Below are 24,812 nucleotides of genomic sequence, written 5' to 3' on the forward strand. Positions count from 1 at the left end.
CGCGGAACGCCCGGTGGCACAGCATGGAACGCCCGAGTCCGTGTGGCGCGAGAACGGTCCGACGTACCCCGACCTTGTCCACGACGGGCTGGCGCATCTGGTCCTCGTCGCTCCGCACCCCGATGACGAGGTCCTCGGTCTGGGCGGCTGGGCATCGATGCTGGCCGCATCCGGTGTTCCGGTGACGGTGGTCGCCGTCACCGACGGGGGCGCGTCTCACACCCCCACGCCCGCGCGGTCGCGCGCCGACCTGGAAGCGGTGCGCAGAGCCGAGAGTGCCTCGGCGCTGGTGGATCTCGGTATGGTCGACATCCGTCGGCTGAGCATGCCCGACGGACAGGTGGCCGAGCACGAGCGCGCCCTCGTCGACGCTCTCGTCGACGTGCTCGACACCGTGGGGCGCGGTACGACGGTGTGGTGCGCGACGACGCTGCGCGGCGACGGCCACCCCGATCACGAAGCGGTCGGGCGCGCGTCGGCCGCGGCGGCGAGCCGGAACGGGTGCACGCTCGTCGAGTACCCGGTGTGGATGTGGCACTGGGCAGAACCGGGGGACGAGGCCGTGGACTGGGAGTCGGCCCGCACGATCACGCTCGACGCGGACGCGATCGCGCGCAAGGAGGTAGCGGTGAGCAGATTCGTCAGCCAGACGACTCGGGACGGGAACGAGGACGAGATCCTCCCGCCGTGGGTTCTGGAGCGGCTCCTGCGTTCTCACGAGACGGTGTTCGTGTGAGCGGGCAGGCCGGAGGCCGGTCGGGATCGGGCGGGCAGGCCGGAGGCCGGTCGGAATCGGGCGGGCAGGCCGGAGGCCGGTCGGAAACGGGCGGGCAGGCCGGAGGTGTCCCGGCGAGTTATTTCGAGCGCATGTACGAGGCCGATCCGGACCCGTGGGGGTTCGAGAGCCGGTGGTACGAGCGACGCAAGTACGCCCTCACGATGGCGATGCTCCCGAACGAGCGGTACCGGTCGGCCTTCGAGCCGGGGTGTTCCGTCGGAGTTCTGTCCGAACTCATCGCGGGCCGAGCCGATCGCCTGCTCTCCACGGACATCGCGGAGGCACCGTTGCGTCGCGCACGGGAGCGTGGGATTCCGAACGTGGAGTTCCGCCGAGAGTCGCTGCACGACGGGTGGCCGGACGAGCAGTTCGATCTCGTCGTGCTGAGCGAGATGTGTTACTACGTCCACCCGACGGCGCTCGACGCTCTGGTGTCGAAGGCGGTCGGTGCGGCAGAGCCCGGCGGAACCGTGTGCGTCGCGCACTGGCGCCACGACGTTCCGGAGTACCCGAGCACTGCGGCCGAGGTGCACACCGCGTTCCGCGCGTCACCGCACCTGCTCCTCCGGGCGGAGTACCGCGACGACGACGTTCTCGTCGACGTCTTCACGCGGGGTACCGGCGCACACTGATCAGGCGGTGACGGGAGTCGCCATCTCGTCGAGGAACGCGGCGAAACCTCCTGTGGTGCGCGTACTGGTGCGGGCCGACGTGGTCACGCACGGAGCGGCGGTGCGGCGTATGCGGTACCCCCGGCGTACGAGTCGCTCGACCAGATCGACGTCCTCGTGGACGGCGAGCGCGCGGAAGCCGCCGACCGCACGGTAGGCGTCGGCGCGCACCGCGAGGTTGGCTCCGTGGACCTGCAGGAGACCGCGTCGTTCACGGTCCGCGTAGTCGCGCCGGAATCGCCGGAGCACGACGGGATCGCGCAGGCCCTCGTCGACGCGCACCGGTCCGGGGACGACGTGTGACTGCGCAGCGCACGCCACGATCGATCGGAAGTGGCCGGGGTCGACCAGCGAATCGGCGTCGGTGTTGACGTACCAGGTGGACGATCCGGCGCTCGACGTCTCGGATCGGAACCCCAGGGCCCGTGCAGCTCCCACGTTCGCGACGTCCGTCGTGACGCACCGGACGCCCCCACCCACCACCTCCGCGGTGCGGTCACTGCAGGCGTCCAGCACCACCACCAGTCGGACGGGGACCGGCGACAGCGTGCGAGCGGTGCGCAGGGCATCGAGGCACGCCGACAGCGATGCGTCCTCGTTGTGGGCGGGCACCACTGCGACGATGCGCTCGACCCGGGCCGGCGTGAAATGCACAGCTGTGAAATGCCCGATTCCCGTCGTCGCCAATCATGCGCGGCGCGCGGTGCTGTGCGCGCTACGCCGCGCGGCGCCGCATGACGGGGCGTACCGCCTCCAGAACCGCGATACCCACTGCCGCGGAGACGAAGGCGAGCACGGTGTACGACACGTTGCCCGCATCGAGCTCGAAGAAGCGGGCGAGTGGCGGCACGGTGAAGATGACCGCGTAGGCCGCCACGGACACGGTCAGCAGCGTCACCTTCCACCACTGCATGGGCCGGGCCACCGTCCCGAGGACCCACATCGCGACGACGATGAGAGTGATGAGCGCCGAGGTGCTGGACTGGATCCGGTCCACCCGCGAGGCATCGGGTCCGTCGTAGGTGGCGAGATAGGTCGCGAACGTGGCGATTCCCACCACCAGTCCTGCAGGCACCGCCTTGCGCAGTACCCGAGGGACGAAGCCGGAGCGGGCCCGTTCGTTGTTCGGCGCCAGCGACAGCAGGAACGCGGGAATGCCGATGGTGAACCACGCCGCGATGGTGACGTGGCGGGGAAGAAACGGGTAGGGCAGCGGGTCGACGTTCACGACCAGGGACAGCAGGCCGGACAGCCCGACGAGGACCGCGAGCACCACCGAGTAGACCGTCTTGGTGAGGAACAGCGTGGAGACCCGTTCGATATTGCCGATGACTCGTCGACCCTCGGCCACCACGTGGGGCAGCGTCGAGAAGGCGTTGTCCAGCAACACGATCTGCGCCACGGACCGCGCCGCGGGACTTCCCGCGCCCATGGCGACACCGATGTCGGCCTTCTTCAGTGCGAGAACGTCGTTGACGCCGTCACCCGTCATGGCCACCGTGTGACCACGGCTCTGCAAGGCGGTGACCATGTCCCGCTTCTGTTCCGGGCGTACCCGTCCGAACACGGCATGACGCTCCATGGTGTCCGCGAGATCGTCCGTGTTCGACGGGAGACTGCGAGCGTCGACCGCATCGCCCGACGGCAGAGCATCGAGCGACCCGGCCACCGCGCCCACGGACACCGCGTTGTCGCCGGAGATGATCTTGACCTGGACGGACTGATCCGCGAAGTAGTTCAGTGTGTCGCCGGCGTCCGCCCGGATCTTCTGCTCGAGCACGACGAGGGCTCGGGGCGTCACGACACCCGGCGCGTCGGCGTGATCCATCGGGAGGTCGCTGGTGGCGAAGAGCAGCACCCTCTTTCCGGCCGCGCCCAGCTCGGTGGCGCGTGCGGAGGCCTCCGATGCCGGATCCAGCAGCACGTCCGGAGCACCGACCAGGAAGTTGCCCGCGTCGGGGAAGGAGACTCCGCTCCACTTCTTCTCCGACGAGAACGGAGCCCGCGCGGACGCCGTCCGGGCAGGCGCGGTCGGAAGCGCGTCGGCGACGGCGATCATGCTGGCGTTCGGTCGATCGTCGTCGGCGACGACGGCGGACAGGTCGCGCCGGACGTCCTCGTCGGACTCGGCCGACAGCACGAGGAGGTCCGACATGACCATCGCGTTCTCGGTCAGCGTTCCGGTCTTGTCGGCGCACACCACGTCGATACGGGCCAGCCCCTCGACCGCCGGAAGCTCCTGCACGAGGCACTGTCGACGTCCGAGGCGGACCACGCCGACGGCGAAGGCCAGTGAGGTGAGCAGGACCAGTCCTTCCGGCACCATCGGGACCAGCGCCGCCACCATGCCGTTGAGCGCGGGGCCGAGCGGCTGGCCCGTGACGACGAGCTGGTTGACGACGATGACGATGCCGGCCGGGACCATCACCCGGGTGATGTGGCGGAGGATGCGGTCGATACCGGACCGGAGTTCGGAGTCGATGAGCGTGAACTTGCCTGCCTCCTCGGCCAACTGGGCCGCGTACGCTTCCCTCCCCACCTTGGTGACGCGGTAGGCTCCGCGGCCGGCGACGACGAACGACCCGGAGAACACGGAGTCGCTCGGGGTCTTGGTCATCGAGTCGGACTCACCCGTCAGCAGTGATTCGTCGACGTCGAGCGAGTCCGCCTCGATCACGTCGCCGTCGACGATGATCTGATCGCCCGGACCGAGTTCCACGACGTCGCCGAGCACCACCTCGTGGGGAGCGAGGTCCCGTGCACGGCCGTCTCGTCGCACGAGGGGCCGACTCTGGCCCACGATGGCGAGCGCGTCGAGGGTGCGCTTCGCGCGCAGTTCCTGGATGATGCCGATCCCGCTGTTGGCGACGATGAGCAGACCGAACATCGCGTCGATGATCGATCCGGTCGACAGCACGATGACGAGAAGTACCGCCAGAATCGCGTTGATGCGCGTGAAGATGTTGCCGCGCAGGATGTCTGCGACCGACCTCGAGGAGCGGGCCGGCACGTCGTTGGACCGACCCTGCGATGCGAGGGTCTCCGCTTCCGCTGTGGTGAGTCCGACTGCGGTGGGGACGTCGCTCGACAGCATGAAGGGGAGCCTAGTGGGTGTCGGCGACGACGGTCGTCAGCCTCGTTGGTCGTCCAGCACCCGTCGAGCCTGCTCGGTGACCGTGGTCCCAGCGCTGTAGGCCTGTGCTCGCAGCAGTGCCGACGCTGCCTGGACGCCGAGGTGGTGCCGAGCGACCACCACGCCGATCGCCAGGTGCACGGTCGACAGGTCGAAGCCGTGGTCGGGCCCGCCGTCGACGGCCGTGAGGACAGTGTCTCCGTCCAGGTCGTCGCACAGGGGAACTCGCGGCGCAAGCAACTCCGGGCGGCGTTCCACGAGCGCTGCGATGGCGGCGTCGGAGTGCGTGCTGCTGCGGCGTCGACCACGCCAGTACATCTGGAGCGTTCCCAGGGGGGTGGCGGGTGCACCGATGGGGAACGTCGCGACCTCGACGACTCCGAGGGTCGCCAATTCGTCGACGAGAGTGGTCCAGCGGACGCCGTGGTCAGGGTCCTCGACATCGAGTCGGCTGTGTCCCGCTCCCGCCATCGACTCGGTGTGCGGTCCGCAGCCGAGCAGGTACTGGAGGTCGGCCAGCCGCTCCGCCAGGTCGTCCGTCGCGTACGTGACGAGCCGGACGTCGGCATCGGCCGCCGATTCCGCCACCACGGCGGCTCCGTCCGCCCGGCACCACTGCACGCACGCGGCCAGCCATGTCTCCGCAGTGCGTCCGGACCGCAGGGCGCCCGTGACGCGTTCGTCGGGTGGATGGGGCTCGCGGGCCGAGTTCGATGCCATGGGGCGTCCTTCGCTGCGTTCGTGTAACCGGTTCGTGGACCGCAGCTGAGGGTGTGTCTCGCCGTTCATCGTGTACCCGTCCGTCGGCTCCGCACACCACATCCGGCCGGTGTCCTCGAACACGGGCGCCCACTCACCGGGTGTCGGCGGTCACCTGAGTGGTCGACACGCTCGGAAGACCCACGACGACATGCGGTGCTGTGCGCAGAATGCTCGGTCGCGGAGCCGGATCTTGCGCAGTCGGCAAGACCGTGGTCACCTGGGGATCTCCGCGAAGCATCGAGCCGGAGATGACGTCCTGAGGGGGAAGCGCCATGACCAGCAACGAGCATGTCGATGATCGAGCGCCACAGACGGTGGAGACCCTGGAGGAGATCGCACAGCGTGTGTTGTGGCTGTCGACCTCGATGATCCACCACGCCAATCGGATTCGGCCCAACCCCAGCGGACTCAAAGTCGGAGGCCATCAAGCCTCGTGCGCGTCGATGGTGTCGATCATGACCTCCCTGTGGTTCGAACAGTTGCAGCCCGGGGACCGGGTGTCGGTCAAGCCGCACGCGTCTCCGGTGCTGCACGCGATCAACTACCTCCTCGGTGAGTTGGACGAGAAGTACCTGACGACGCTGCGGTCCTACGGCGGTCTGCAGTCCTACCCCTCGCGTGCCAAGGACCCCGACACCGTCGACTACTCCACCGGGTCCGTGGGAATCGGAGCGACCGCACCGATCTGGGGTGCGATGTCGCGCCGCTACGTCGACGCCGCCTTCGGTGACGCGCACGACGACGCCCGGACAGCGACCGGATTCCGGGGGCGGCAGTACTCGCTCGTCGGCGACGCCGAACTGGACGAGGGCGCGGTGTGGGAAGCGGTGATCGACCCGGGAATCGCCGACCTCGGCGAGATCGTGTGGATCGTCGACCTGAACCGCCAATCGCTGGATCGAGTGGTGCCGAACTTCGCTGCGCGGCGGCTGGAGAAGATGTTCGACGCCGCCGGCTGGCAGGTCGTCACGGTCTCGTTCGGCACCCTTCTCGACGCATTGTTCGCCCGTCCCGGCGGCGAGGCCCTGCGCGAACGCATCGTCGACATGCCCAACCCGGAGTACCAACGCCTCCTGCGCTGCACGGCGGACGAACTGCGCACCCGACTGCCCGGCGCCGGGCCCGGTGCCGAACGGATTCGTGCCCTCGTCGCCGATCTGGACGATGCCGCTCTGACGGAGGCCGTCCGCAACCTGGGCGGACACGACCTCGCCGCACTGCGCGCCGCGTTCGCCCGTATCGACGACACCCGTCCCACCGTGATCATCGCGTACACCGTCAAGGGCTTCGGGTTGCCGACGCAGGGTCATCCGCAGAATCACTCGTCGTTGCTGACGGTCGAGGAGTACGCCGCACTCGCCGGCTCGCTGGGCACCGACCCCGACGCGCCCTGGGCACGATTCTCGGACGACAGTCCGGCCGGGCGGGTGTGCGCGGACACCGCGGACCGGCTGCGCCGGGAACCGATACACACGGCCGAGCCTCCCTCGGTGCCCACCGACATCGGGCGCACGCCCAAGGGAACGGCGACGACACAGGCCGCGCTCGGTCGCGTCCTGCTCGACCTCACCAGAGCGGCTCCGGACGCCGCGCGGCGGGTCGTCACCGTCAGTCCCGACGTCAGCTCCACCACCAACCTCGGCGGCTGGGTGAACAAGGTCGGCGTCTGGTCGTCCTCGGAACGCCACGATTGGTTCGGTGACGACGCCGAGACGATCATGCACTGGCGCGAGAGCCCCACGGGGCAACACATGGAACTGGGCATCGCCGAGACCAACCTCGTCGGACTGATGGGCGAGCTCGGTGCGACGTGGAGCCGGTGGGGAGAGCCGCTGTTCCCGATCGGAGTCATGTACGACCCGTTCGTCGAGCGCGCGCTCGAGCCGTGGTCGTACGGCATCTACGCAGGCGGACAGTCCATCCTCGTCGGCACCCCCTCGGGAGTGACCCTGGCGGCGGAAGGTGGTGCGCACCAGTCGATCAAGACCCCGTCGATCGGTCTGGAGCAGCCCGGGTGCGTGAGCTGGGAACCGGCGTTCGCGATCGACGTCGAGTGGACGCTGCTGGCGGCGATCGGACGGTTGGGGCGCCCGGGCGGCACGTCGGCGTATCTGCGCCTGTCGACCAGGCCGGTCGATCAGTCGCTGGCGAACGTTCCGGCGGATCCGGCGGCGCGGGAGCGCCGACGGCGGCAGGTGGTCGCCGGGGGATACCCGCTGGTGCGGCGGGACGGTGCGGTGGTGACCATCGCGGCGATGGGCGCGATGGTCACCGAGGCCCTCGCCGCGGCGGAGCGGCTCGAACAGATCGGGCTCGCTGCCGACGTCCTGTGCGTCACGAGTCCGGGGGAGCTGTATCGGGCGGTGCAGGCACGGCAGGGGCATCTCGAGGCGGAGTCGTGGATTCTCGATCATCTGCTGCCGGCAGAGCGGGCGACGCCGATGGTGACGGTCCTCGACGGTCATCCCCACACGCTCGCGTTCCTGGCGACGGTGAACCGGGTGCCGTCCACGTCTCTCGGGGTGAGTGAGTTCGGTCAGGTCGGCGCACTCGACGAGGTGTACCGCCACCATCAGATCGACACCGACTCGATCGTCCGGGCCGCACTCGACGTCACCGGTCACTGACTGCTCGGCAGGTTCATCGAGCGGCCGCGGCACCGAGTTCGATGAGCAGGACGCCGACGACGATGCATGCGATCCCGCCGAGCATGCGGCGGGTCAGGGGTTCTCGAAAGAGGTACCGGGAGGCCACGGCGGTGAGGGCGACTCCGCACGCGGCCCAGATGCCGTAGGCCACTCCCAGGGCCAGACCCGAACGGAGCGCACCGAGCAGGGCGACGAACGCGAGGAGATAGCCGAGAGCGACGACCCCGTAGAACGCGGGGCGTCCGGTGGCCGCCACGCGGAGCGACAGCGTGGCCGACACCTCGAGGAGGATGGCGCCGAGGAGGAAGAGGTACTGCATCACGGTTCCCGCTCTGCGGGGTGGGACCCGGTCTCGACGAGGAGTACACCGACGATGACCAGTCCGATTCCGAGACCCATCACGATGGTCAGCGGTTCACCGAAGAGCGCTGACGCGAGAAGGGCGGTGAGAGCGACACCGCTTGCTCCCCAGATACCGTAGGCGACACCGAGGGCCATACCGCGGCGCAGTACGGACGCGAGTCCGACGAAGGCCAGCAGATAACCGATGATCACCACGACGTAGAGGACGGGACGGGTCTCGGAACCTTTGAGCGACAGGGTGGCGGACACTTCGGCCACCACGGCCGCCGCCAGAACGAACCACACCATGCGGTAGTTCTACCGCGGGCGGGACTAGCGAGCGATCTGTCCGCGGCCCATGCGCAGGAGGAGCATGCCGAGGGTGCGGCCCTCGCGGCCGAGATCACCGAAGTGCTGGAGCACCGACATCTCGCGTGCGGACGATGCGGCCGAGCGGGGCTCCATCATGCCGACAGTGCGAGTGAGCTCGGTGCGTCGTGCCACTGCGGCCAGGATCTGGGCGTCGAGACGCTCGATCTCGTCGTGCATGGAGTCGATGTCGTGGGCGGTGTCGGCACCGTGGTTGCGCGTGACGTCTGCGGTGGCGAAGTCGGTTGCAATGCTCATGTCTACTGAATCGCGCCCATCCCGAATTTCATTACCGATCTGCCGAGATATTTTTCGGCGACCAGTCGAGAACGGGTCTCACCTGGGGTGATGCAGATTGTGAGCTGGATCGCAGTGCGCTCGTGGGCGTCAGGTTAGGTTAGGCTAACGCAATGTTTCTCACCGTGTGTGCGCCCGTGAGGCGACTGATCCCTGTACTCGTCGCGACGGTGGCCCTCACCGTGTCGTGCTCGTCGGCCGCCACCGAGGACGGCCGCGACGCGGCGCAGACGGCGGCCGGCGGCGTCTATCCAGCGACGGTCGACACCGCGTTCGGCGCCGTCGACCTCGAGTCGGCGCCGACGCGCGTCGTGGCGCTGGGGTGGGGGGACGCGGAGACGGCATTGGCCCTCGGGGTCCAGCCGGTCGGTGCCAGCGACTGGCTCGACTTCGGCGGAGAGGGCGTCGGTCCGTGGGCGGAGGGTCTCTACGACACACCACCCGAGATCATCGGAACCCTGGAACCGTCCTACGAAGACGTGGCGGCACTCGAGCCGGATCTGATCCTCGACACCAAGAGCTCGGGCGACGTCGGCCGGCACGACCGGCTGGCGGCCATCGCGCCGACCGTCGGCATCCCGGAGGGTGCGGAGAACTACACGACGTCCTACGAGGATCAGGTCACCATGGTGGCCGCGGCGCTCGGTGTGCCCGAGAAGGGCGCCGAGCTGATCGCCGGGCTGGACGACGGCTTCCGCACGGCCGCTGCGGACCATCCGGAGTTCGCAGAGAAGACCGTGACGGTGGGCGCCCTCAGCGGAACCGGCTACGGCGCCTACATAGAGGACAGCGAGCGGGTGCAGTTCCTGATGCGGCTCGGGTTCCGGCAGAACCCGACCATCGCATCGATGACCCCGGTGCGGTTCTCCGTACCGATCGCGGACGAGCAGCTGGGTCTGCTCGACGCGGATCTCGTCGTCATGTTTCCGATCGGCAAGACTGCGCAGGACATCGAGCAGAACCCGCTGTTCCGCAGCATCCCGGCCGTGGCGCAGGGGCATGCGATCGTGTTCGACGACCCGGCGGTGGCGAAGTCCTACTCCACCAACTCGGCGCTCTCGCTGCAGTACGCACTCGACACCGTGGTGCCCATGCTGGCGGAGGCGCTCCGGTCGTGATGCTCGGAGGCGATCGCTCACGCGTGCCTTCACCAGCGGCGCGACCTCGGTGCCGAGCAACTCGATGCCCCGCAGCATGGTCCGTCCAAGAGATGCGCCACCCGCTCGCGAGCGGTGACGCGGTGGCCGGTGTCGTACTCGACGACGGCCGACACGAAGTTGCCGATCCCGATCTGCATTGGTGCCGTTCTGCCGATGTAGTGAAGGTTCAACACTCTGTGGTGTCGTCGAGTTGAACCTTCAAGTGAGGGTAGCGAAGGTTCACGACACCTAGGCTGGGTGCGTGAACGACGACGTCGAGTGGCTGCGACCCGACGAGGTACGCGCGTGGCTCGCGGTCGCAGGCCTCCTCGAGGCGCTCCCCGCTGTACTGAACTCGCAGTTGAAGAACGACGCGGGGGTCAACCACTTCGAATACATGCTTCTGGCCGGTCTGTCCGAGTCGCCTGGTCGGAGTTCGCCGACGAGTGAGATCGCTGCCTTCGCCGCAGGATCACTCTCTCGGGTCTCCCACGCACTCACGCGTATGGAGTCGCGGGGGTGGGTCGAACGGGGGCCACGCGGAGGCCCCGGTGGGCAGACCGCGGTGACGTTGACCGACGAGGGCATGGAGATCGTTCGTCGCGCGGCTCCCGGTCACGTCGCGCAGGTGCGAGAACTGGTCGTCGACCGCCTCGGTCGTGAGGACGCACTCGAGCTCGGGCGACTCGCGGGCCGGGTGCTCGAGGGTGCGAACCCGGCGGTCCACAGGATGCTGATGGACCGGTATCCCGAGCAGGACGTGCGCCCGGACGACCGGGACTGACGGAGAGGACCCCATGTCGCTACCGCTGACCGGCGTTCGAGTGCTGGAGCTCGGCAACTACATCGCCGCGCCGACCGCGGGACGCATGCTCGCGGACTTCGGCGCGGAGGTGATCAAGGTCGAGCGACCCGGCACCGGCGACGAGATCCGGAACTGGCGTCTCTATTCCGGTACCACGTCGATGTTGTACCGGACGATCAACCGCAACAAGAAGTCGATCGTGCTCGATCTGCGCACCGAGCAGGGGCGGCAGGACGTGCTGGATCTCGCCGCGCAGTGCGACATCGTGCTCGAGAACTTTCGGCCCGGCACTCTCGAGAAATGGGGACTCTCGCCGGAGCGGTTGAGCGAGAGGAACCCCGATCTCATCATCACCCGCATCTCCGCTTTCGGGCAGACCGGTCCGATGGCCGAGCGTCCCGGATTTGCCGCCGTCGCCGAGGCCTACGGGGGATTTCGCAACCTCGTCGGCGACCCCGACCGACCACCGGTTCGCGTCGGAGTGTCGATCGGTGACTCCATCGCCGGCCTCTACGCCGCCTTCGGGTGTGTCATGGCTCTGTTCCGACGCCAGACCGCGTCGAGCGAGCTCTCGCTCGAGCAACGCTCGATCGACGTCGCGCTCAACGAGTCGATTCTGTCGATGATGGAATCGCTGGTACCGGACTACCTCGCCTACGGAGTGGAACGCGAGCGCACCGGTGGGCGGATGGAAGGCATCGCGCCCTCGAATGCGTACCCGTGCAACGACGGTCACTCGATCATCATCGCCGGCAACGGCGACGCCATCTTCCAGCGCTACATGGAGACGATCGGCCGGCCGGATCTCGGCGCGGATCCCGAGCTGTCCGCCAACGCCGGCCGCTGGCGACGTCGGGACGAACTGGACGCGGCCATCTCCGCCTGGACCATGCTGCACTCCCGCGACGAGGCGTTGGCGGTGCTCGATCGGGCTGGTGTGCCGTCGGGGCCCATCTACACGGCCGCCGACATCGTGCGGGATCCACAGTATCGAGCGCGCAACATGATTCAGACGTTCCCCGTGGACGTCGGTGGTGAGACTCCGGTGGACGTGGGTTTCGTCGGTGTGGTGCCCGTCATCGGCGACGCGTCCGTTCCCATCCGATCGCTCGGACCGGACCTCGGCGAGCACACCGCCGAAGTACTGCAGGAACTGTTGGGACGCACCGAGAGCGAGCACGACGCATGACACGGATTCTGGTCACCCTGCCGATTCCCGAACCGGGTATGGAGATTCTGCGCCGCGCCGCCGACGTCGACGTTATCGCGCTCGATCACGTCGCGCTGGCGGAGCGATGCGCCTCCGGCGACTACGACGTGGTGGTGGCCCAGCTCCGGGACCGGTTCGACAGCGCACTGCTCGCCGGTGCGCGCCTGCGTGGGATCTCCAACTACGCGGTGGGTGTCGACAACATCGACGTCGGCGCCGCCACCGCCCGAGGCATCGTCGTCGGGAACACTCCGGGCGTCCTGACGGACTCCACGGCGGACATCGCTCTCCTGCTGATGCTGGCCACAGCGCGTCGGGCGCTCGAGGCGGACCGGACGGTGCGCGCCGGTGAGTTCACCGGATGGGCACCGGACCTGATGCTCGGCACGGACGTGTCCGGACGGGTGCTGGGACTGGCCGGATTCGGGCGCATCGCTCGCGCGACGGCGCGGCGCGCTCTCGGATTCGGTATGACGGTGCGGTTCTGCCCACGGCCCCCGTCCGACAGGCCCGTCGACGATGCGGAGCTCGACGAGTTCGGCGGTCGCGTCGAGCACGTCTCGTGGGACGAGTTGGTGGCGACGAGCGACTTCCTGTCCCTGCACGTTCCGCTGACCGAGGCGACGTACCACCTCGTCGATGCTCGGGTTCTCGGCGCGATGAAGACCTCCGCGATTCTGGTGAACACCGCGCGCGGGCCGGTGGTCGACGAGTCCGCTCTGGTGGAGGCGTTGCGGGACGGCGTGATCGCCGGTGCGGGGCTCGACGTCTACGAGGACGAACCGGCCACGGCACCCGGCCTGTCGGAGCTGGCCAACACCGTGCTGCTGCCGCACGTCGGGAGCGCGACGGTGTCGGTGCGGAGCGAGATGGCGCGTCTGTGCGCGGAGAACGCCGTCGCGATGGCCGCCGGCACGATGCCGCCCCACGCCGTCAATCCGGAGGCATGGGCGGACCTGTGAGAACTAGGTCGCGAGTGCGGCGTTGACCGCGTTCTCCGTTCGGGTCGGATCGTCCACCGTCAGGACGAGTCGATCGAACCGTCCGGTGCCGTCGAGCTCGATCACGATGTTGCGCACCGGGTCCCCGACGTTCCAGAACACTTTCTCGCCGTCACGATGGAAGGTGCCGGCGTACTTTCCCGGTATCGAGAGGCCCGGAGCCCTGATGCCCCTGGGCTCACGCCGTACACCGGTGTCGACGGTGGCGCCCTTCACCTCGGACAGCGGAATGTCGAGTCGGCGCGTGAAGCTCCAGAGCTTGTCGAGGCCGCGTGGTTCGACGACCAGTCGGCCGTCGACGATGGTCACGGTGTTCATGCTGTGCCCTTTCTCTCGATGCAGGCGCGCGTGAGTATCGCGTCGCCCAGTGCCCGTGCGTCGATGTTCTCGGCAACCAACTTCTCGCGGATCTCCTGCCTCACCGAGGGATCGGAGGGGGCCAGATCCATGAGAGCGACGAGAAGCAGAGGCATCGTGGAGTGCGTCGAGCGCAGTGCGGTGAGGAACAGTCCGCGCTTGCTTCCGAACGCGTTGTAGAGGCTCGCCCGTCGGATGCCGACGGCGTCGAGGATCTGATCGATGGACGCGCCGGTGTAACCGTGACGGACGAACGTGTCGACGGCGGCCGCGAGCACAGTGTCCGTGTCGAACTCGCGCGGTCTCGGCATGCACCCATTCTAGACTGATCAGTCAATAATGGCGAGCGCCCGCACGGCATCGACGAACGCGTCCACGTCGCGCGCAGTGTGCGCGAACGACGTCACGAGACGCACGACCCCCGGCTCCCACCGGTCGTCGTAGAACGTGAATCCGCGGTCGTGCAGTGCCTGTGTCAGAGCAGCGGGGAAGCGGAAGTAGGACATGTTCGCCGACGCGTCGCCCACGACCTCGATGCCCCCGATCTGTCGGAGCCCGTCTCGGAGCCGCGCGGCCATCGCGTTGGCGTTCCGCGCATGACGCATCCAGAGGTCGTTCTCCAGGTACGCGACCAGTTGCGCGCTCTGGAACCGCATCTTGGACGTCAGCTGGCCACCGCGCTTGTGTCGGAACGCCAGTTCGGTGGACAACGAGGGATCGAACGACACGATGGCCTCGGCGGTCATCGTGCCGTTCTTCGTCGCGCCGAAGGACAGGATGTCCACGCCTGCTCGCCAGGTCATCTCGGCCGGCGTGCACTCGAGGGCCACGAGCGCGTTGGCGAACCGGGCGCCGTCCATGTGCACGCGGAGTCCGGCATCGTGCGCGATGGTCGACACCTCACGCACCTCGTCGAGGGTGTGGACGCTGCCCGTCTCGGTGACCTGCGTGAGGCTCACCACCGACGGCTGGACACTGTGGACGTCGCCGCGTCGTCGCACGACCGCGGCGCGCAGTGCGGTGGGATCCATCGTCGAACGGGGGCCGTCCACGAGGACGATCTTGGCGCCGTCGGTGAAGAACTCCGGAGCGCCGGCCTCGTCGTTGGTGATGTGGCCGTCGGGATGAGTGAGGATGCTGCCCCACGGCGGTGTACACGCGGCCAGCGCCAGTCCGTTGGCCGCCGAACCGGTTCCGACGACGAACACGTCGACGGGACGCTCGAAGACGTCGGCCATCAGCGTCGTGAGACGAGCGGACGTCGGATCGTTGCCGTACGGGGCTGCGAGCCCGGTCGATGCCTCCGCCATGGCCGCGAGGATCTCCGGGGCGGTGCCCGCGGCGTTGTCGCTGAGATATCCGGTGAGTGGGGCAGTGGTGCTCGTGGCCATACCCCCATGGTGGCAGAACCTCGACCGGCTACCGCAGCTCCGCCGCCAGCCGAGGGAGCAGCGCGAGGGGATTGGCGCGTTCCACCCGTGCCCGGCCGTCGCCGTCGAACACGTCGGACAGGCCGGGGGCCGGGTCGTCCGTGTCCGAGGCGGAGTAGGTGAGTCCGCTGAAGGGCCAGTCGGTTCCGAAGACGATGTGGTCGACGTCGGTCACTTCGAGCACCGATCGCAGCGACGACGCCGAGGCGGACAGTGCGGTGTCGTAATGGAAGCGTCGCAGTGCACCCTCGAGGCCGAGCAGCGACACGGACGGGATCTGATCCGGTGCGACGGCGCGGGGCGCATTCAGCCGCGTGGCGAGGTACGGCAGGCAACCGCCCGCGTGAGCGAGGACGAAGCGGATGTTCGGATACCGGTCGAGGGTGCCGGCCGCGATCATCTCGACCGCGGTCCGTGTGGTCTCGAACGGGAACTCGAGGAGGAAGCTCGGAAGCGGCAGTGGGGGAGCCGAACCCGCGGGGAGCTCGCCGGGGTGCACGAAGACGAGGGCGGACCGCGCGTCGAGCAACGCCATGATCGGCTCGAAGCGTGGGTCGCCGAGGTAGATGCCGTCGTACGACGACAGCAGTGCCACCCCGTCCATTCCCAGCACGTCCAGGCCGTACGCGATCTCGGCGAGGGACGCCGGCACGTCCGGAAGTGGCACGGTGACCAGGGAGCCGAAACGAGTGGGATGCAGTCGAACCTGGTCGGCCGCGTAGTCGTTGCAGGAGCGCGCGAGGCGCACCGCCTCGAGGCCGCGCACGAACCGCACTCCGGGGTCGGAGATCGAGAGCACCTGGGCCGCGATGCCGAATTCGTCCATGAACGCGAGAGCGGACTCCGGCGACCACGCGGGCAGCGGTAGGCCGCCCGGAGCGAGAAGCCCGGCGCGCAGCACGGCCTCCCGATACATCGGCGGGATCATGTGCGCGTGCAGGTCCACTCGATAGGCACCCACGGGCGCGGCCGAGGCCGTCGGCCCTGTGGCCGCGAGCAGGCCCGCGCCGAGCATGCCTCCGCCGATCAGTGTCTGCAGAGCTTGTCGTCGTGTCGCCATCGTGGTTCCCCCGTGTCTCGACGCCGTCCCCTCGGCTCCGCGGCAACATAACAGGGTCGGATGCCAGTGCTGATGATTCGATCGGAACTTCGGGACGGGTCACGAGTCGACGTGGTCCCGTGTGTCGTCCAGTCGGCCGGCCGCCGCGCGTCGACGCAAGACCTCGCGGTGTCCGAACGTCGCCCCGAGAATCTGCTCCTGGTCGGCCACGGTGCTGCCGACTGCACCCGCCACGGTGCCCAGCGATGCCGAGAGCCACGCCAGGCGCACGTAGTCGGAGACGTTCGCCGACCGCCCGATCTGTTCGGACAGGAACGACGGAGAGATCACCACTGCGGCTGCTGCGCCGACCACCAGGAACAGGACCGCGTACATGGTGACGACTCCGGCGGCGACCGTGCCGAGGGTGGCGAGGTTGTACATCGTGCGGTCGATCGCTCGCGCTCGCCGAGTGTGCCTCTCCCACAATCCGTTCGGAAAGATGAGCCAGGCCGTCACGGCCAACAGGGCGGTGGCGGACACCGCCGTCAGGCGCATGATCGACATCGACGCCGCCATCTGCCAGATGCTCGAGTAGAAGAGGCCGAACGCGGACGTCGCGGTCGCCGCGGCCAGTGCGCCCGACAGTGTCGGTATCAGCCGCCACGGTCGGTTGGTGCGGATCATGCCCGCGACCACTCGCGCTCGTCCCGCCAGGGCGGGCGCCACCAGGGCGTCGTGGCCGGAGACGGTGGACCAGTGCGCGAGACCCGTGGCGGGATCGGGCCTGTCGACACCGGTGGCGTCGCGTAGCGCTTCCAGCGCGGCCAGCGTGACGGCGCGCGCCCGCGGCGCGACTCGGTGGGTCCCGAACGACGGAACGTAGACGACCACCATCGACGGCCCGACGATCTCGGCGAGTACGGGGCGGGACCGCACGCGCCGCGGTATTTCGGACACGCACACGGTGAGGATGTCCTCGCTGCCCCCGGTATGGCCGAGCAGGGACGCCCAGGTGTCCAGGTCGGGGCTGCCGCTCTGTACCGGTGGCAACGGGATCGCGACCTGGTCGACGGTGAGCACGTCGCCGTCGCGCGTGGCCGATCCGTCGAGATCGGCCGCGACGGAGTCGGCGACGGCGGCGGCGAAGCCGGGATCGGACGCGACTCTGACGACGGGCATCCTGGTCGGCTACCCGTCGTGCTCGATCGGAAACGGGCACGGGGGCCGCCGCGTTCCCGCCGAGTCGTCGCCCGCCCGATCGCTCAGTCGTCGAGCTTGAAGCCGACCTTCAGCGTCACCTGGAAGTGCGCGACAGCGCCGTTCTCGATGTGTCCGCGGGTCTCGGTGACCTCGAACCAGTCGAGCTCCCGCAGTGTGCTGCTCGCACGGGAGATGGCCTTGCGGATGGCGTCGTCTACACCCTCCGTCGAGGTTCCGACGATCTCGGTGACGCGGTAGACGTTGTCGCTCATGGTGTGCCCTTCACTCGGTGACAGTTCCCCGTCATCGTGCGTCCTCGGGTGTCGTCCGGTCCAGGGTTCCGATCATCGCGGTTCGACGCGGTCGAGCACCTGTGTCCGTTTCGGAAGTGGGTGGCTCGGGTAGAAGACGTGCGGCGGCAGCGGCGGCGCGTGCGTCGGCGTGGACGCCCGGTGAGGTTGAGACCACAGCCTGCCGATGGAACGGCCTTCCCGCACGGACCACGCGGGCGGGGAGGCCGTTTCCGTCTTCTATTCGGAGTCGGGCGGAGGTCGGATCTACTCAGTCCGAGACGGTGAGACCGTGCGCGTGCACGTAGGCGAGTGCCTGGACCGTGTCGATGCGAGCTCCGTCGAGCACGGCCGACGTCCAGAACGTGGCATCGGCGATGCTGCCCCGCAGATCCGCATCGTTCAACCGGAGCCCGGAGGTGCGGGCACCGCCGAAGTCGACACCGCGCAGCGTGGCCTTGCGGAGATCGGTCCCGACGAGGTTGGCGTCACGCAGGCGCGCCCCGGTGAGGTCGAGTCCGCGGAGGTCGAGACCGCCGAGCGAGGTGAGCATGAGATCGACCTCGTCGAAGACCGCGGGCGTGATGCGCGAGTCCGCGATGGCGGAACCGAGAAACGATGTGCTGCGGAAGGTGCTGTGCCACAACCGGCTCCGCCGGAACTCGCAGTTGCGGAAGGCCGACCCGATGTGCGTCGAGTCCGTCAGATCCACGCCGGAGAAGTCGCAGTCGGTGAAGACGACACCGTGGGTGGTCAGACCGCCGAGGTCCGCGTCGATGAAGCTGCAGGACGTGTACGAACGCCTGTCCCACCGCTGGCCGTGTGCGTCGATCTCGTTGTAGTTCTCGTCCTCGAACGACCGGTCGGCGAATTCGTCCTCCACACGGGGGACTCTAGCGGGAGGGCCGGAGGCCGGTCGGGGTGTGGCGGGAAGGCCGGGGTCGGTCGGAATGCAGGCGGTCAGGCGGTCGGGCGGGCGGTGGGGCCCATCCGCGGCACGCTGGCGGGGAGCACGGCGTCGACGAGAGCCGCCGCTCGCGGGTCCACGTCGGCATCGGTCCGGGCGATGAACGTCGTGGTGCTGGTGCACACGTCCTCGCCGTGCGACGTCAGATGGTTCTGGACCACCAGGATGTCGTTGCCCGCGAACTGGCGGATCGACAGCACCTGGAGAGTGGACACCAGCTGATCTCCCTGCATGACCGGGCGATGCAGAACGAAGCTTTGATCGGTCTGCATGACTGCCGTGATCTCGTACTCCACGAGGATGTGCGCGAAGAGATAGTCGATGGCGATGGATCCGACGACGCTCACGAAGGTCGCGGGCGCGACGAGTCCCTCGTATCCCAACTCGGCCGCAGCGGCCTCCTTGTGGTGCGCCGGATGTTCGTTCTGGATGGCGCGGGAGAGTTCGCGGATCTTCTCGCGGCCGACCTCGTAGTAGTCGGGGATGACGTAGGCGTGTCCGACCAGGCGGGAGCTGCGTTCGAACCGGTGATCGGGCTCGTGCGGAACGAGCGGGCGAGTCTCGTGAGCACCTGTCACGGAGTCGTCGGTCACCGAATTGCTGGTCACGTGGAGCCTTCCCCTGGGACGCGCCCACCCCCATCGGCACACGCGTATGTGAACAAATCCTACTTCGCGTGTGAATATCCACAAATGCGGCAGTCGAACCCCGTCGGTCGGGTGCGCGGGTGCGTGGTCGCCGCCGGCGTGCACGGGTTTCGTGAGGGGCACACCCTGTGCCGCGTGTCGACAGGGGTGTGGCGCGCTGAGTGGGGTGTGGGCGCGAGATCGGTCAGGGAACCTGAGTCGGTCGCATTCCGGTCAGGTGTCGGACCGGCCGCGTCGACTGTCGAGGTAGGCCCTCGCCCTGAGGGACCGCAGCCATTCCGGACCGGGCCGGACACTGTCGGGAGTGCGCCGGATCGGGTCGAACGACAGGTCGCCACCGGACTGGTCGACCGAGCCGAGCATCAGTTCGGCCAGCGGGGCGTACGCCCCGGTGCCCTCGGCCTGCTCGAACTCGAAGACCAGCGGCCTCGCACGTACAGCGTCGACGATGGAGTCCAGGGTGGGCAGCGGCGGCGCGGCGACGGCCCGCGCGCGGACCCACCACTGACCACCCTCGAACTGCAGCGGCATCAGCGTCGAGAAGGAGGCCGTCTCGAACGCGAGCACCGGGAGCGGAACGCACCGCGTCACGACCTCCCGCCCGGCGCTGGCAAGGAGGATGTCCCAGGCACCGTCGGCCCGGTCGGTCGGCGGGAGACGCAACGCGAGACCCGCGACGTCGGGAACCCGTCGGGGCAGCCCGAGCGCGGTGGACAGGCGCACCGTCACCTCGCACGTGCCCACAGGCAGTCCGGCGTCGCCCTCGGCGGTACGGCGCAGTGTGCCCGTCAGAACCTTCCCGTGGGGATGGAACAGCTTGGCGTGGCGCAGCGCCGACCCCAGCCCGAACGGCAGGGCGAGCGCGCGCACGGGCATCGACGTCTCGTTCACGCTCGGGGATTGCCCGGTGTGTGACGTGAGGAAACGTCGCCGCTCAGGCTCCGTCGTGGGCCTTCTGCAGGTCGGCGACCACGATCTTCGACATCGACAGCATGGCCTGCACGACGCGCTGGGACGCCGCCGGATCCGGGGTGCTCATCAGCTGCATCAGCTGGACCGGGACGATCTGCCAGGAGACCCCGAACTTGTCCTTGCACCAGGCGCACCGGCCCTCGGATCCACCGTCGGACGTGAGCGCGTTCCAGTAGCGGTCGACCTCTTCCTGCCCGTCGCAGCTGACAGCCATGGAGATCGCTTCGGTGAACGGGAACTGTGGCCCCCCGTTCAGGGCGTTGAATCGCTGACCGAAGAGCTCGAAGTCGACCATCATCGCGCGGCCCGGGGCGCCGGGTCCACCGTCCCCGTAGCGGCTGACGTTCAGTATCGCTCCCGTGCCGAACGTCGAGAGGTAGAACTCCGCGGCCTCCTCGGCCCGGTCGTCGAACCACAGTGTGGGGGTGATCTTCTGCATCGTGAGGTCCTTCGTCTTCGGATGGCGGAGCGAACTCGACCCGTCAGCCGTGTCGACTCCGGTCGACGGCGAAAGTCATCGCGCGATGCCGGCAGTCAGCAGTGTGGCCAGCTCCCGGTAGGCGGCGGCGTCGTCCAGACCCGTGCGACGGGCGAGGGCACGGCTCTGGATCGAGACCATCACCGACGCGGCGACGTCGGCGACGAACGCGGCGTGGACGTCCCGCACGTCGCCGGCGCGGACCCCGTCGTCGATGATGCCGCGGACTCGCTCGGCCGCGATGGCGGTGTTGCGTTCGTAGACGAGCCTCGACGGCTCGAAGTCGGCGAGGTCGGTCATGAACCGTTCCGACGCCGGCGCGAGTGCTTCACCGACCGCGCCCAGATACGCCGCGAGGCGCTCGCGGGTGCCCGTCGCGGCGTCGGAGGCCGCGTCCACGCGGACCGCTGCCGAGGTGAAGAAGTGCACCGCGGCGGAGCGGACGAGGTCGTCCTTGCTCGCGGCGAGGGTGTACAGCGTGCTCTTCGAGCACCGAAGGCGGGCGGCGATGTCGTCGAGAGTGAGGTGCGCGAAGCCTTCGGCCAGGAACAGGGCCACCACGGAATCGAAGAGCTGCGCGCGCCGCGCCGTCGCGTGAGCTGCTGTCATGGTGAGCGACAGTACTGCAGAACGCCATGCAGTACTGTCGTAGTACTGAGGTGCCCGCTGCAGTACTGGTGCCGCCTCATCCGATCCGCGACCGAGACGAGGACCCATGGCTGTCGAACGACTGCTGCCGAACGACGACGCACGTGACCTTCTCCAGTTGACCCGCGACATCGCGGACAAGGTCCTCGACCCCATCGTCGACGAACACGAGAAGGCCGAGACCTATCCCGACGGCGTCTTCGCCACGCTCGGCGAGGCGGGGCTGCTCAGCCTGCCGTATCCGGAGGAGTGGGGCGGCGGCGGTCAGTCCTACGAGGTCTATCTGCAGGTGCTCGAGGAACTGGCGTCGCGCTGGGCCGCGGTGGCCGTCGCCGTGAGCGTGCACGGGCTCTCGTGCCACCCGCTGATGTCCTTCGGGTCGGAGGACCAGAAGTCGCGGTGGTTGCCGGACATGCTCGGTGGGCGCACGATCGGCGCCTACAGCCTCTCGGAGCCACAGGCCGGCAGCGACGCGGCCGCCCTCTCCTGCAAGGCCGTGGCCGGTCCGGCCGGGTACACCGTCACCGGGTCGAAGGCCTGGATCACGCACGGCGGCAAGGCGGACTTCTACACGCTCTTCGCGCGCACAGGCGAGGGCTCGCGGGGCATCTCCTGCTTCCTCGTGCCCGCCGACCTAGAGGGGCTCTCCTTCGGAGCTCCGGAGGAGAAGATGGGGCTGCACGCGATACCCACGACGGCCGCCCACTACGACGGCGCGGTGCTGTCGGCCGATCGCCGCATCGGCGAGGAGGGGCAGGGGCTCGGCATCGCGTTCAGTGCCCTCGACGCCGGGAGGCTGGGCATCGCCGCCGTCGCCGTCGGCATCGCCCAGGCCGCGCTCGACGATGCCGTGGCCTATGCGCAGGAGCGAACGACGTTCGGCCGCAAGATCATCGATCATCAAGGGCTCGGGTTCGTGCTGGCCGACATGGCAGCGGCGGTGGACTCGGCCCGGGCGACGTACATCGACGCGGCACGCCGCAAGGATGCCGGACTGCCGTTCTCACGTCAGGCCTCCGTGGCCAAGCTCGTGGCGACGGACGCGGCGATGAAGGTGACGACCGACGGCGTGCAGGTGTTCGGAGGCTACGGGTACACCCGAGACTTCCGGGTCGAGCGGTACATGCGCGACGCCAAGATCACGCAGATCTTCGAGGGCACCAACCAGATCCAGCGTCTGGTGATCAGCCGGTCGCTGGCCTGACCCCCCCGTGCGCACTATGCGCATCCAGCGGTACGCACAGGGCGCACGGGGCGATAGCCTCCCGCTATGAGCTCGTTCACCGGAATCCCGGAGGCCGCCCTCGATTTCTACGAGGATCTCGAGGTCGACAACAGCAAGACCTGGTGGGCCGAACACAAGCACGTCTACGACGAATCGGTCCGCGCGCCCATGACCGCGCTCACGGAGTTACTGGCCGAGGAGTTCGGGACGGCCAAGCTCTTCCGGCCGCACCGCGACGTCCGCTTCTCCAAGGACAAGGTGCCGTACAAGACGCACCAGGGTGCCTACGTGCAGGTGGCCCCGTCCACGGGGTGGTACGTGCAGGTCGACGCCTCCGGCCTCATGGTCGCCGGCGGGTTCTACGCGTCCACGTCCGACTCCATCGCCCAGTTCCGCGCCGTCGTCGACGACGAGGTCCGCGGGTCGGAGCTCGCGCGAATCGTGGCCGATCTCGAGAGCCGCGGCTACGACCGCGGCGGTGACCGGCTGAAGACCTCGCCGCGCGGCTACGACGCGGATCATCCCCGCATCGATCTGCTGCGCCACAAGTCCCTGACGGCAGGACGGTCCTTCGGCTGCCCGCCGTGGCTCGACACAGCAGAGTGCGCCGATCACATCCGTGGCGCCTGGCGTGATCTCACACCACTTCTCGAATGGTGCCGTCAGGTACTGGCCTGACGTGCCAGCACGGCCAACTGGAGTTCCATCAGCAGTCGCGCGGCGGGATCCGACAGGTCCGTCCCGGTGATCTCCTCGGCCCGTCGGACCCGATAGCGCAACGTGTTCGGGTGCACGTGCAGGTCGGCCGCGGCCCGGCGCACGTCGGACGGGTGCCGCAGATACGTCGCGATGCTCTCGCGTAGCGACGAGGACGTGCGTGCGTCGTACTCGACGAGCGCCGCCATGCGCGGATCGTGCAGCGAGGGGTGCGCGAGGAGCAGATCGACGATCTCACCGAGCAGCACGGACGTCCGCGAATCGGCGAGTGTGGTCACCCTGTCGTCTGCTCCGGCGGTCCCGTCCAGGACGCGATCGACCTCGCGGCGAGCGGCGGCGACCTCGGACAGGGCGGCCACCGGCGATGCCACCGCGGCCCGCAACCGGATCCCCGTGCGTCCCTCGATGCCCTCGAGCAACCGGCGAGTCCACGACGGCACCGAGGCCTCCGCGCGGGTCCGTGGAACGAGGACGTAGATGCGGTCGCCGAGAGTGGTGACCAGGGACAGTCGGTGAAAGGAACTGGCGTGCAGTCGGATCGCGCCGGACAGATCGGCCATCGTGGCCGACGAGGGGGCATCGGGCGCGGCGCCGTCCACCGCGGCGAGACCGATCACCGCCGCCGGCCCGTCCGTCGGGATGGACAGCGCCGCGGCGAGTGAGGGCACGTCGACCCCACCGCCACGAGCGCCGAGCAGTCGCTGGATCTGCACCGCCTCGTTAGTGGGTGCCTCGAGGATGCGCGTGATCAACCGTGCCGCCACCGCGGCCGCGCCCTGCAGCACGCTCGGAGCATCGTCGGTGAGCCGGCGACGACCTTCCTGGATCCACAGCGTGCCGACCAGTCGTGGTGTGCCCGAACCATCCTGGGTGGCAGTCGTTCTGATGCCGGCGACCAGTCGCCGTCGGATACCCAGATCGGAGTGCGCCGGCACCTCGACGACCTCGTCGGAACGGCGGACCGCGTCGTAGACACCCCACTGCTCGAGTCGCCGGAGATACTCCGCGGGGCCTTCTCGTCCGAGAATGGACAGGGTCCGCAGCTCGTCCGCCTGATCGTCCGACGCCGAGTACGCCAACACGTGCGACCGCTGGTCCTCGATGCTCACCATCCCGCGCGTGAGCACCGCGACGGTGTGCGCCAGCCCGAAGAGATCGGTGTCCGCGCCCACCAGTCCCGCCAGTTCGGACGGTTCCGCGGACGACGGTGGAGGTGTGGTGATCGACGGCGAGGAATGGTCGAGCACGCCGCGCACCATCGACAGGAGGCGGTCCCAGCGGGTCTGCGTGTGCACCGCGACGAGAGCGACGCCGGCCGTGCGAGCCGCGTGCTGCATCAGCGAGGACGAGGCGGCGATCTTCGACATCACCGCGGTGGGTCGAAGGTCGCTGCTCCGCGTCGCCAGGTCGTCGAACCACGCAACGGCGTCCGCTTCCCGCACACCCGCCAGCAGATAGAGGTCCGCCGCGGCGGCGGTCGTGTAGAGCTCGGCGGCCAGATCGTCGGCGTCGACGAGCGTCACCGACCCGATCGGCACGTCCGACCCTGCCGGTGCCACGAGCACCTCGACGAAGGCGGAGTGCAGCGCACGCACGATCGAGTCGAGGGTCGACGAGGTGCGGGTCATGCCGTGCACTCTAGGTGTCCTTCATCCGATCGGACAGGGGTCGGTGTGTTTCTTTG

The 24,812-nt window shown here is 68.7% G+C and carries 27 protein-coding genes; 9 read left to right on the forward strand and 18 right to left on the reverse strand.

From position 1 onward, the window contains the following. Nucleotides 1-13 precede the first annotated feature (13 nt). Together ASG69_RS00520 and ASG69_RS00525 are read left to right on the forward strand one after the other, a co-directional pair. Complete coding sequence (locus tag ASG69_RS00520) at nucleotides 14-736, forward strand: PIG-L deacetylase family protein (protein ID WP_235578794.1); 723 nt, start codon at nucleotides 14-16, stop codon at nucleotides 734-736. A 131-nt stretch (nucleotides 737-867) separates the two neighbouring features. Then, nucleotides 868-1,410, forward strand: a complete 543-nt coding sequence (locus ASG69_RS00525) for a class I SAM-dependent methyltransferase (RefSeq protein ID WP_056446563.1) — start codon at nucleotides 868-870, stop codon at nucleotides 1,408-1,410. On the opposite strand, the gene ASG69_RS00530 is transcribed toward ASG69_RS00525, so the two are convergent. The 3 genes from ASG69_RS00530 to ASG69_RS00540 all read right to left on the reverse strand — a co-directional run bounded on the left by ASG69_RS00530 (nucleotide 1,411) and on the right by ASG69_RS00540 (nucleotide 5,302). Beyond that, nucleotides 1,411-2,061, reverse strand: coding sequence for a glycosyltransferase (locus ASG69_RS00530; RefSeq protein WP_235578795.1), 651 nt, complete (start codon nucleotides 2,059-2,061; stop codon nucleotides 1,411-1,413). Between the two features lie 103 nt (nucleotides 2,062-2,164). Further along, nucleotides 2,165-4,543 carry an HAD-IC family P-type ATPase gene (locus tag ASG69_RS00535; protein ID WP_056446569.1) on the reverse strand — a complete coding sequence of 793 codons (2,379 nt, stop codon included), beginning with the start codon at nucleotides 4,541-4,543 and terminating at the stop codon, nucleotides 2,165-2,167. Nucleotides 4,544-4,579: 36 nt separating this feature from the next. Beyond that, nucleotides 4,580-5,302: an ANTAR domain-containing protein gene (locus ASG69_RS00540; protein WP_155956911.1), complete on the reverse strand. Its 723-nt coding sequence runs from the start codon at nucleotides 5,300-5,302 to the stop codon at nucleotides 4,580-4,582. A 314-nt stretch (nucleotides 5,303-5,616) separates the two neighbouring features. On the opposite strand from ASG69_RS00540, the gene ASG69_RS00550 reads away from it, so the two are divergent. Beyond that, nucleotides 5,617-7,971, forward strand: coding sequence for a transketolase-like TK C-terminal-containing protein (locus tag ASG69_RS00550; RefSeq protein WP_056446573.1), 2,355 nt, complete (start codon nucleotides 5,617-5,619; stop codon nucleotides 7,969-7,971). A gap of 13 nt (nucleotides 7,972-7,984) precedes the next feature. On the opposite strand, the gene ASG69_RS00555 is transcribed toward ASG69_RS00550, so the two are convergent. The 3 genes from ASG69_RS00555 to ASG69_RS00565 are packed head-to-tail and all read right to left on the reverse strand — an operon-like array spanning nucleotide 7,985 to nucleotide 8,961. Next, nucleotides 7,985-8,311, reverse strand: a complete 327-nt coding sequence (locus ASG69_RS00555) for a DMT family transporter (protein ID WP_027504356.1) — start codon at nucleotides 8,309-8,311, stop codon at nucleotides 7,985-7,987. Next, entirely contained in the window at nucleotides 8,311-8,643 is a 333-nt protein-coding gene (locus tag ASG69_RS00560; RefSeq protein ID WP_056446576.1) for a DMT family transporter, read from the reverse strand. Before ASG69_RS00560 ends, ASG69_RS00555 begins: the two co-directional genes overlap by 1 nt. A 24-nt stretch (nucleotides 8,644-8,667) precedes the next feature. Next, nucleotides 8,668-8,961, reverse strand: a complete 294-nt coding sequence (locus ASG69_RS00565; RefSeq protein ID WP_037184031.1) for a chorismate mutase — start codon at nucleotides 8,959-8,961, stop codon at nucleotides 8,668-8,670. A 152-nt stretch (nucleotides 8,962-9,113) separates the two neighbouring features. Between ASG69_RS00565 and ASG69_RS00570 the strand changes: the two genes are divergently transcribed. The 4 genes from ASG69_RS00570 to ASG69_RS00585 all read left to right on the forward strand — a co-directional run bounded on the left by ASG69_RS00570 (nucleotide 9,114) and on the right by ASG69_RS00585 (nucleotide 13,116). Beyond that, nucleotides 9,114-10,118, forward strand: a complete 1,005-nt coding sequence (locus ASG69_RS00570) for an iron-siderophore ABC transporter substrate-binding protein (protein WP_056446579.1) — start codon at nucleotides 9,114-9,116, stop codon at nucleotides 10,116-10,118. A gap of 283 nt (nucleotides 10,119-10,401) precedes the next feature. Next, on the forward strand, nucleotides 10,402-10,923 hold the full coding sequence (locus ASG69_RS00575) for a MarR family winged helix-turn-helix transcriptional regulator (protein WP_056446583.1): 522 nt from the start codon (nucleotides 10,402-10,404) through the stop codon (nucleotides 10,921-10,923). Nucleotides 10,924-10,936: 13 nt separating this feature from the next. Then, nucleotides 10,937-12,133 (forward strand): CaiB/BaiF CoA transferase family protein, encoded by a 1,197-nt coding sequence (locus ASG69_RS00580; RefSeq protein ID WP_082544576.1) that lies wholly within the window; start codon nucleotides 10,937-10,939, stop codon nucleotides 12,131-12,133. Continuing rightward, nucleotides 12,130-13,116, forward strand: a complete 987-nt coding sequence (locus ASG69_RS00585; protein ID WP_056446588.1) for a 2-hydroxyacid dehydrogenase — start codon at nucleotides 12,130-12,132, stop codon at nucleotides 13,114-13,116. Before ASG69_RS00580 ends, ASG69_RS00585 begins: the two co-directional genes overlap by 4 nt. A gap of 3 nt (nucleotides 13,117-13,119) precedes the next feature. Here the strand turns inward: ASG69_RS00585 and ASG69_RS00590 are convergent, their stop codons facing one another. The 11 genes from ASG69_RS00590 to ASG69_RS00640 form a co-directional block, all read right to left on the reverse strand. Next, nucleotides 13,120-13,473 (reverse strand): hypothetical protein, encoded by a 354-nt coding sequence (locus ASG69_RS00590; RefSeq protein ID WP_056446591.1) that lies wholly within the window; start codon nucleotides 13,471-13,473, stop codon nucleotides 13,120-13,122. Beyond that, nucleotides 13,470-13,823, reverse strand: a complete 354-nt coding sequence (locus ASG69_RS00595) for a TetR/AcrR family transcriptional regulator (protein WP_056446594.1) — start codon at nucleotides 13,821-13,823, stop codon at nucleotides 13,470-13,472. Before ASG69_RS00595 ends, ASG69_RS00590 begins: the two co-directional genes overlap by 4 nt. An 18-nt stretch (nucleotides 13,824-13,841) precedes the next feature. Next, nucleotides 13,842-14,903 carry a threonine aldolase family protein gene (locus ASG69_RS00600; RefSeq protein ID WP_056446597.1) on the reverse strand — a complete coding sequence of 354 codons (1,062 nt, stop codon included), beginning with the start codon at nucleotides 14,901-14,903 and terminating at the stop codon, nucleotides 13,842-13,844. A gap of 28 nt (nucleotides 14,904-14,931) precedes the next feature. Continuing rightward, nucleotides 14,932-16,002, reverse strand: a complete 1,071-nt coding sequence (locus ASG69_RS00605) for an amidohydrolase family protein (RefSeq protein WP_056446600.1) — start codon at nucleotides 16,000-16,002, stop codon at nucleotides 14,932-14,934. 99 nt (nucleotides 16,003-16,101) lie between these two features. After that, a complete protein-coding gene (locus tag ASG69_RS00610) occupies nucleotides 16,102-17,163 on the reverse strand; it encodes a hypothetical protein (protein ID WP_056446603.1) in 1,062 nt (353 codons plus the stop codon). Nucleotides 17,164-17,246: 83 nt separating this feature from the next. Next, nucleotides 17,247-17,456: a dodecin gene (locus ASG69_RS00615; protein ID WP_027504346.1), complete on the reverse strand. Its 210-nt coding sequence runs from the start codon at nucleotides 17,454-17,456 to the stop codon at nucleotides 17,247-17,249. A gap of 289 nt (nucleotides 17,457-17,745) precedes the next feature. After that, on the reverse strand, nucleotides 17,746-18,306 hold the full coding sequence (locus ASG69_RS00620; RefSeq protein ID WP_231476201.1) for a pentapeptide repeat-containing protein: 561 nt from the start codon (nucleotides 18,304-18,306) through the stop codon (nucleotides 17,746-17,748). 128 nt (nucleotides 18,307-18,434) lie between these two features. Beyond that, nucleotides 18,435-19,049: an FAS1-like dehydratase domain-containing protein gene (locus ASG69_RS00625; protein ID WP_051612996.1), complete on the reverse strand. Its 615-nt coding sequence runs from the start codon at nucleotides 19,047-19,049 to the stop codon at nucleotides 18,435-18,437. A 252-nt stretch (nucleotides 19,050-19,301) separates the two neighbouring features. Beyond that, nucleotides 19,302-19,979 (reverse strand): hypothetical protein, encoded by a 678-nt coding sequence (locus tag ASG69_RS00630; RefSeq protein ID WP_056446606.1) that lies wholly within the window; start codon nucleotides 19,977-19,979, stop codon nucleotides 19,302-19,304. Between the two features lie 43 nt (nucleotides 19,980-20,022). Next, complete coding sequence (locus ASG69_RS00635; protein ID WP_027504343.1) at nucleotides 20,023-20,499, reverse strand: VOC family protein; 477 nt, start codon at nucleotides 20,497-20,499, stop codon at nucleotides 20,023-20,025. 75 nt (nucleotides 20,500-20,574) lie between these two features. After that, the gene (locus tag ASG69_RS00640) at nucleotides 20,575-21,147 is read right to left on the reverse strand and encodes a TetR/AcrR family transcriptional regulator (RefSeq protein WP_056447480.1); all 573 of its coding nucleotides are present in this window, start codon (nucleotides 21,145-21,147) and stop codon (nucleotides 20,575-20,577) included. A 106-nt stretch (nucleotides 21,148-21,253) separates the two neighbouring features. Between ASG69_RS00640 and ASG69_RS00645 the strand changes: the two genes are divergently transcribed. After that, a complete protein-coding gene (locus tag ASG69_RS00645) occupies nucleotides 21,254-22,390 on the forward strand; it encodes an acyl-CoA dehydrogenase family protein (RefSeq protein ID WP_056446610.1) in 1,137 nt (378 codons plus the stop codon). A 66-nt stretch (nucleotides 22,391-22,456) separates the two neighbouring features. Next, a complete protein-coding gene (locus ASG69_RS00650; RefSeq protein ID WP_056446613.1) occupies nucleotides 22,457-23,089 on the forward strand; it encodes a DUF2461 domain-containing protein in 633 nt (210 codons plus the stop codon). Here ASG69_RS00650 and ASG69_RS00655 read toward each other — a convergent pair. Further along, nucleotides 23,074-24,756, reverse strand: coding sequence for a PucR family transcriptional regulator (locus ASG69_RS00655; protein ID WP_056447482.1), 1,683 nt, complete (start codon nucleotides 24,754-24,756; stop codon nucleotides 23,074-23,076). The two genes, ASG69_RS00650 and ASG69_RS00655, sit on opposite strands and share 16 nt — an antisense overlap. Nucleotides 24,757-24,812: the final 56 nt, after the last annotated feature.

The organism is Rhodococcus sp. Leaf225 (genome assembly GCF_001426145.1).
Taxonomy (GTDB): domain Bacteria; phylum Actinomycetota; class Actinomycetes; order Mycobacteriales; family Mycobacteriaceae; genus Rhodococcoides.

What these genes read in the sequence shown, in the direction of transcription:
- ASG69_RS00525 (WP_056446563.1), top strand. Translation starts at nt 868, where the DNA reads ATGTACGAGGCCGATCCGGACCCGTGGGGGTTCGAGAGCCGGTGGTAC.
- ASG69_RS00600 (WP_056446597.1), bottom strand. Translation starts at nt 14,903, where the DNA reads ATGGCCACGAGCACCACTGCCCCACTCACCGGATATCTCAGCGACAAC.
- ASG69_RS00615 (WP_027504346.1), bottom strand. Translation starts at nt 17,456, where the DNA reads ATGAGCGACAACGTCTACCGCGTCACCGAGATCGTCGGAACCTCGACG.
- ASG69_RS00610 (WP_056446603.1), bottom strand. Translation starts at nt 17,163, where the DNA reads ATGCCCGTCGTCAGAGTCGCGTCCGATCCCGGCTTCGCCGCCGCCGTC.
- ASG69_RS00585 (WP_056446588.1), top strand. Translation starts at nt 12,130, where the DNA reads ATGACACGGATTCTGGTCACCCTGCCGATTCCCGAACCGGGTATGGAG.
- ASG69_RS00645 (WP_056446610.1), top strand. Translation starts at nt 21,254, where the DNA reads ATGGCTGTCGAACGACTGCTGCCGAACGACGACGCACGTGACCTTCTC.
- ASG69_RS00570 (WP_056446579.1), top strand. Translation starts at nt 9,114, where the DNA reads ATGTTTCTCACCGTGTGTGCGCCCGTGAGGCGACTGATCCCTGTACTC.
- ASG69_RS00555 (WP_027504356.1), bottom strand. Translation starts at nt 8,311, where the DNA reads ATGCAGTACCTCTTCCTCCTCGGCGCCATCCTCCTCGAGGTGTCGGCC.
- ASG69_RS00535 (WP_056446569.1), bottom strand. Translation starts at nt 4,543, where the DNA reads ATGCTGTCGAGCGACGTCCCCACCGCAGTCGGACTCACCACAGCGGAA.
- ASG69_RS00640 (WP_056447480.1), bottom strand. Translation starts at nt 21,147, where the DNA reads ATGACAGCAGCTCACGCGACGGCGCGGCGCGCGCAGCTCTTCGATTCC.
- ASG69_RS00635 (WP_027504343.1), bottom strand. Translation starts at nt 20,499, where the DNA reads ATGCAGAAGATCACCCCCACACTGTGGTTCGACGACCGGGCCGAGGAG.
- ASG69_RS00540 (WP_155956911.1), bottom strand. Translation starts at nt 5,302, where the DNA reads ATGGCATCGAACTCGGCCCGCGAGCCCCATCCACCCGACGAACGCGTC.
- ASG69_RS00605 (WP_056446600.1), bottom strand. Translation starts at nt 16,002, where the DNA reads ATGGCGACACGACGACAAGCTCTGCAGACACTGATCGGCGGAGGCATG.
- ASG69_RS00565 (WP_037184031.1), bottom strand. Translation starts at nt 8,961, where the DNA reads ATGAGCATTGCAACCGACTTCGCCACCGCAGACGTCACGCGCAACCAC.
- ASG69_RS00560 (WP_056446576.1), bottom strand. Translation starts at nt 8,643, where the DNA reads ATGGTGTGGTTCGTTCTGGCGGCGGCCGTGGTGGCCGAAGTGTCCGCC.
- ASG69_RS00580 (WP_082544576.1), top strand. Translation starts at nt 10,937, where the DNA reads ATGTCGCTACCGCTGACCGGCGTTCGAGTGCTGGAGCTCGGCAACTAC.
- ASG69_RS00550 (WP_056446573.1), top strand. Translation starts at nt 5,617, where the DNA reads ATGACCAGCAACGAGCATGTCGATGATCGAGCGCCACAGACGGTGGAG.
- ASG69_RS00650 (WP_056446613.1), top strand. Translation starts at nt 22,457, where the DNA reads ATGAGCTCGTTCACCGGAATCCCGGAGGCCGCCCTCGATTTCTACGAG.
- ASG69_RS00655 (WP_056447482.1), bottom strand. Translation starts at nt 24,756, where the DNA reads ATGACCCGCACCTCGTCGACCCTCGACTCGATCGTGCGTGCGCTGCAC.
- ASG69_RS00595 (WP_056446594.1), bottom strand. Translation starts at nt 13,823, where the DNA reads ATGCCGAGACCGCGCGAGTTCGACACGGACACTGTGCTCGCGGCCGCC.
- ASG69_RS00590 (WP_056446591.1), bottom strand. Translation starts at nt 13,473, where the DNA reads ATGAACACCGTGACCATCGTCGACGGCCGACTGGTCGTCGAACCACGC.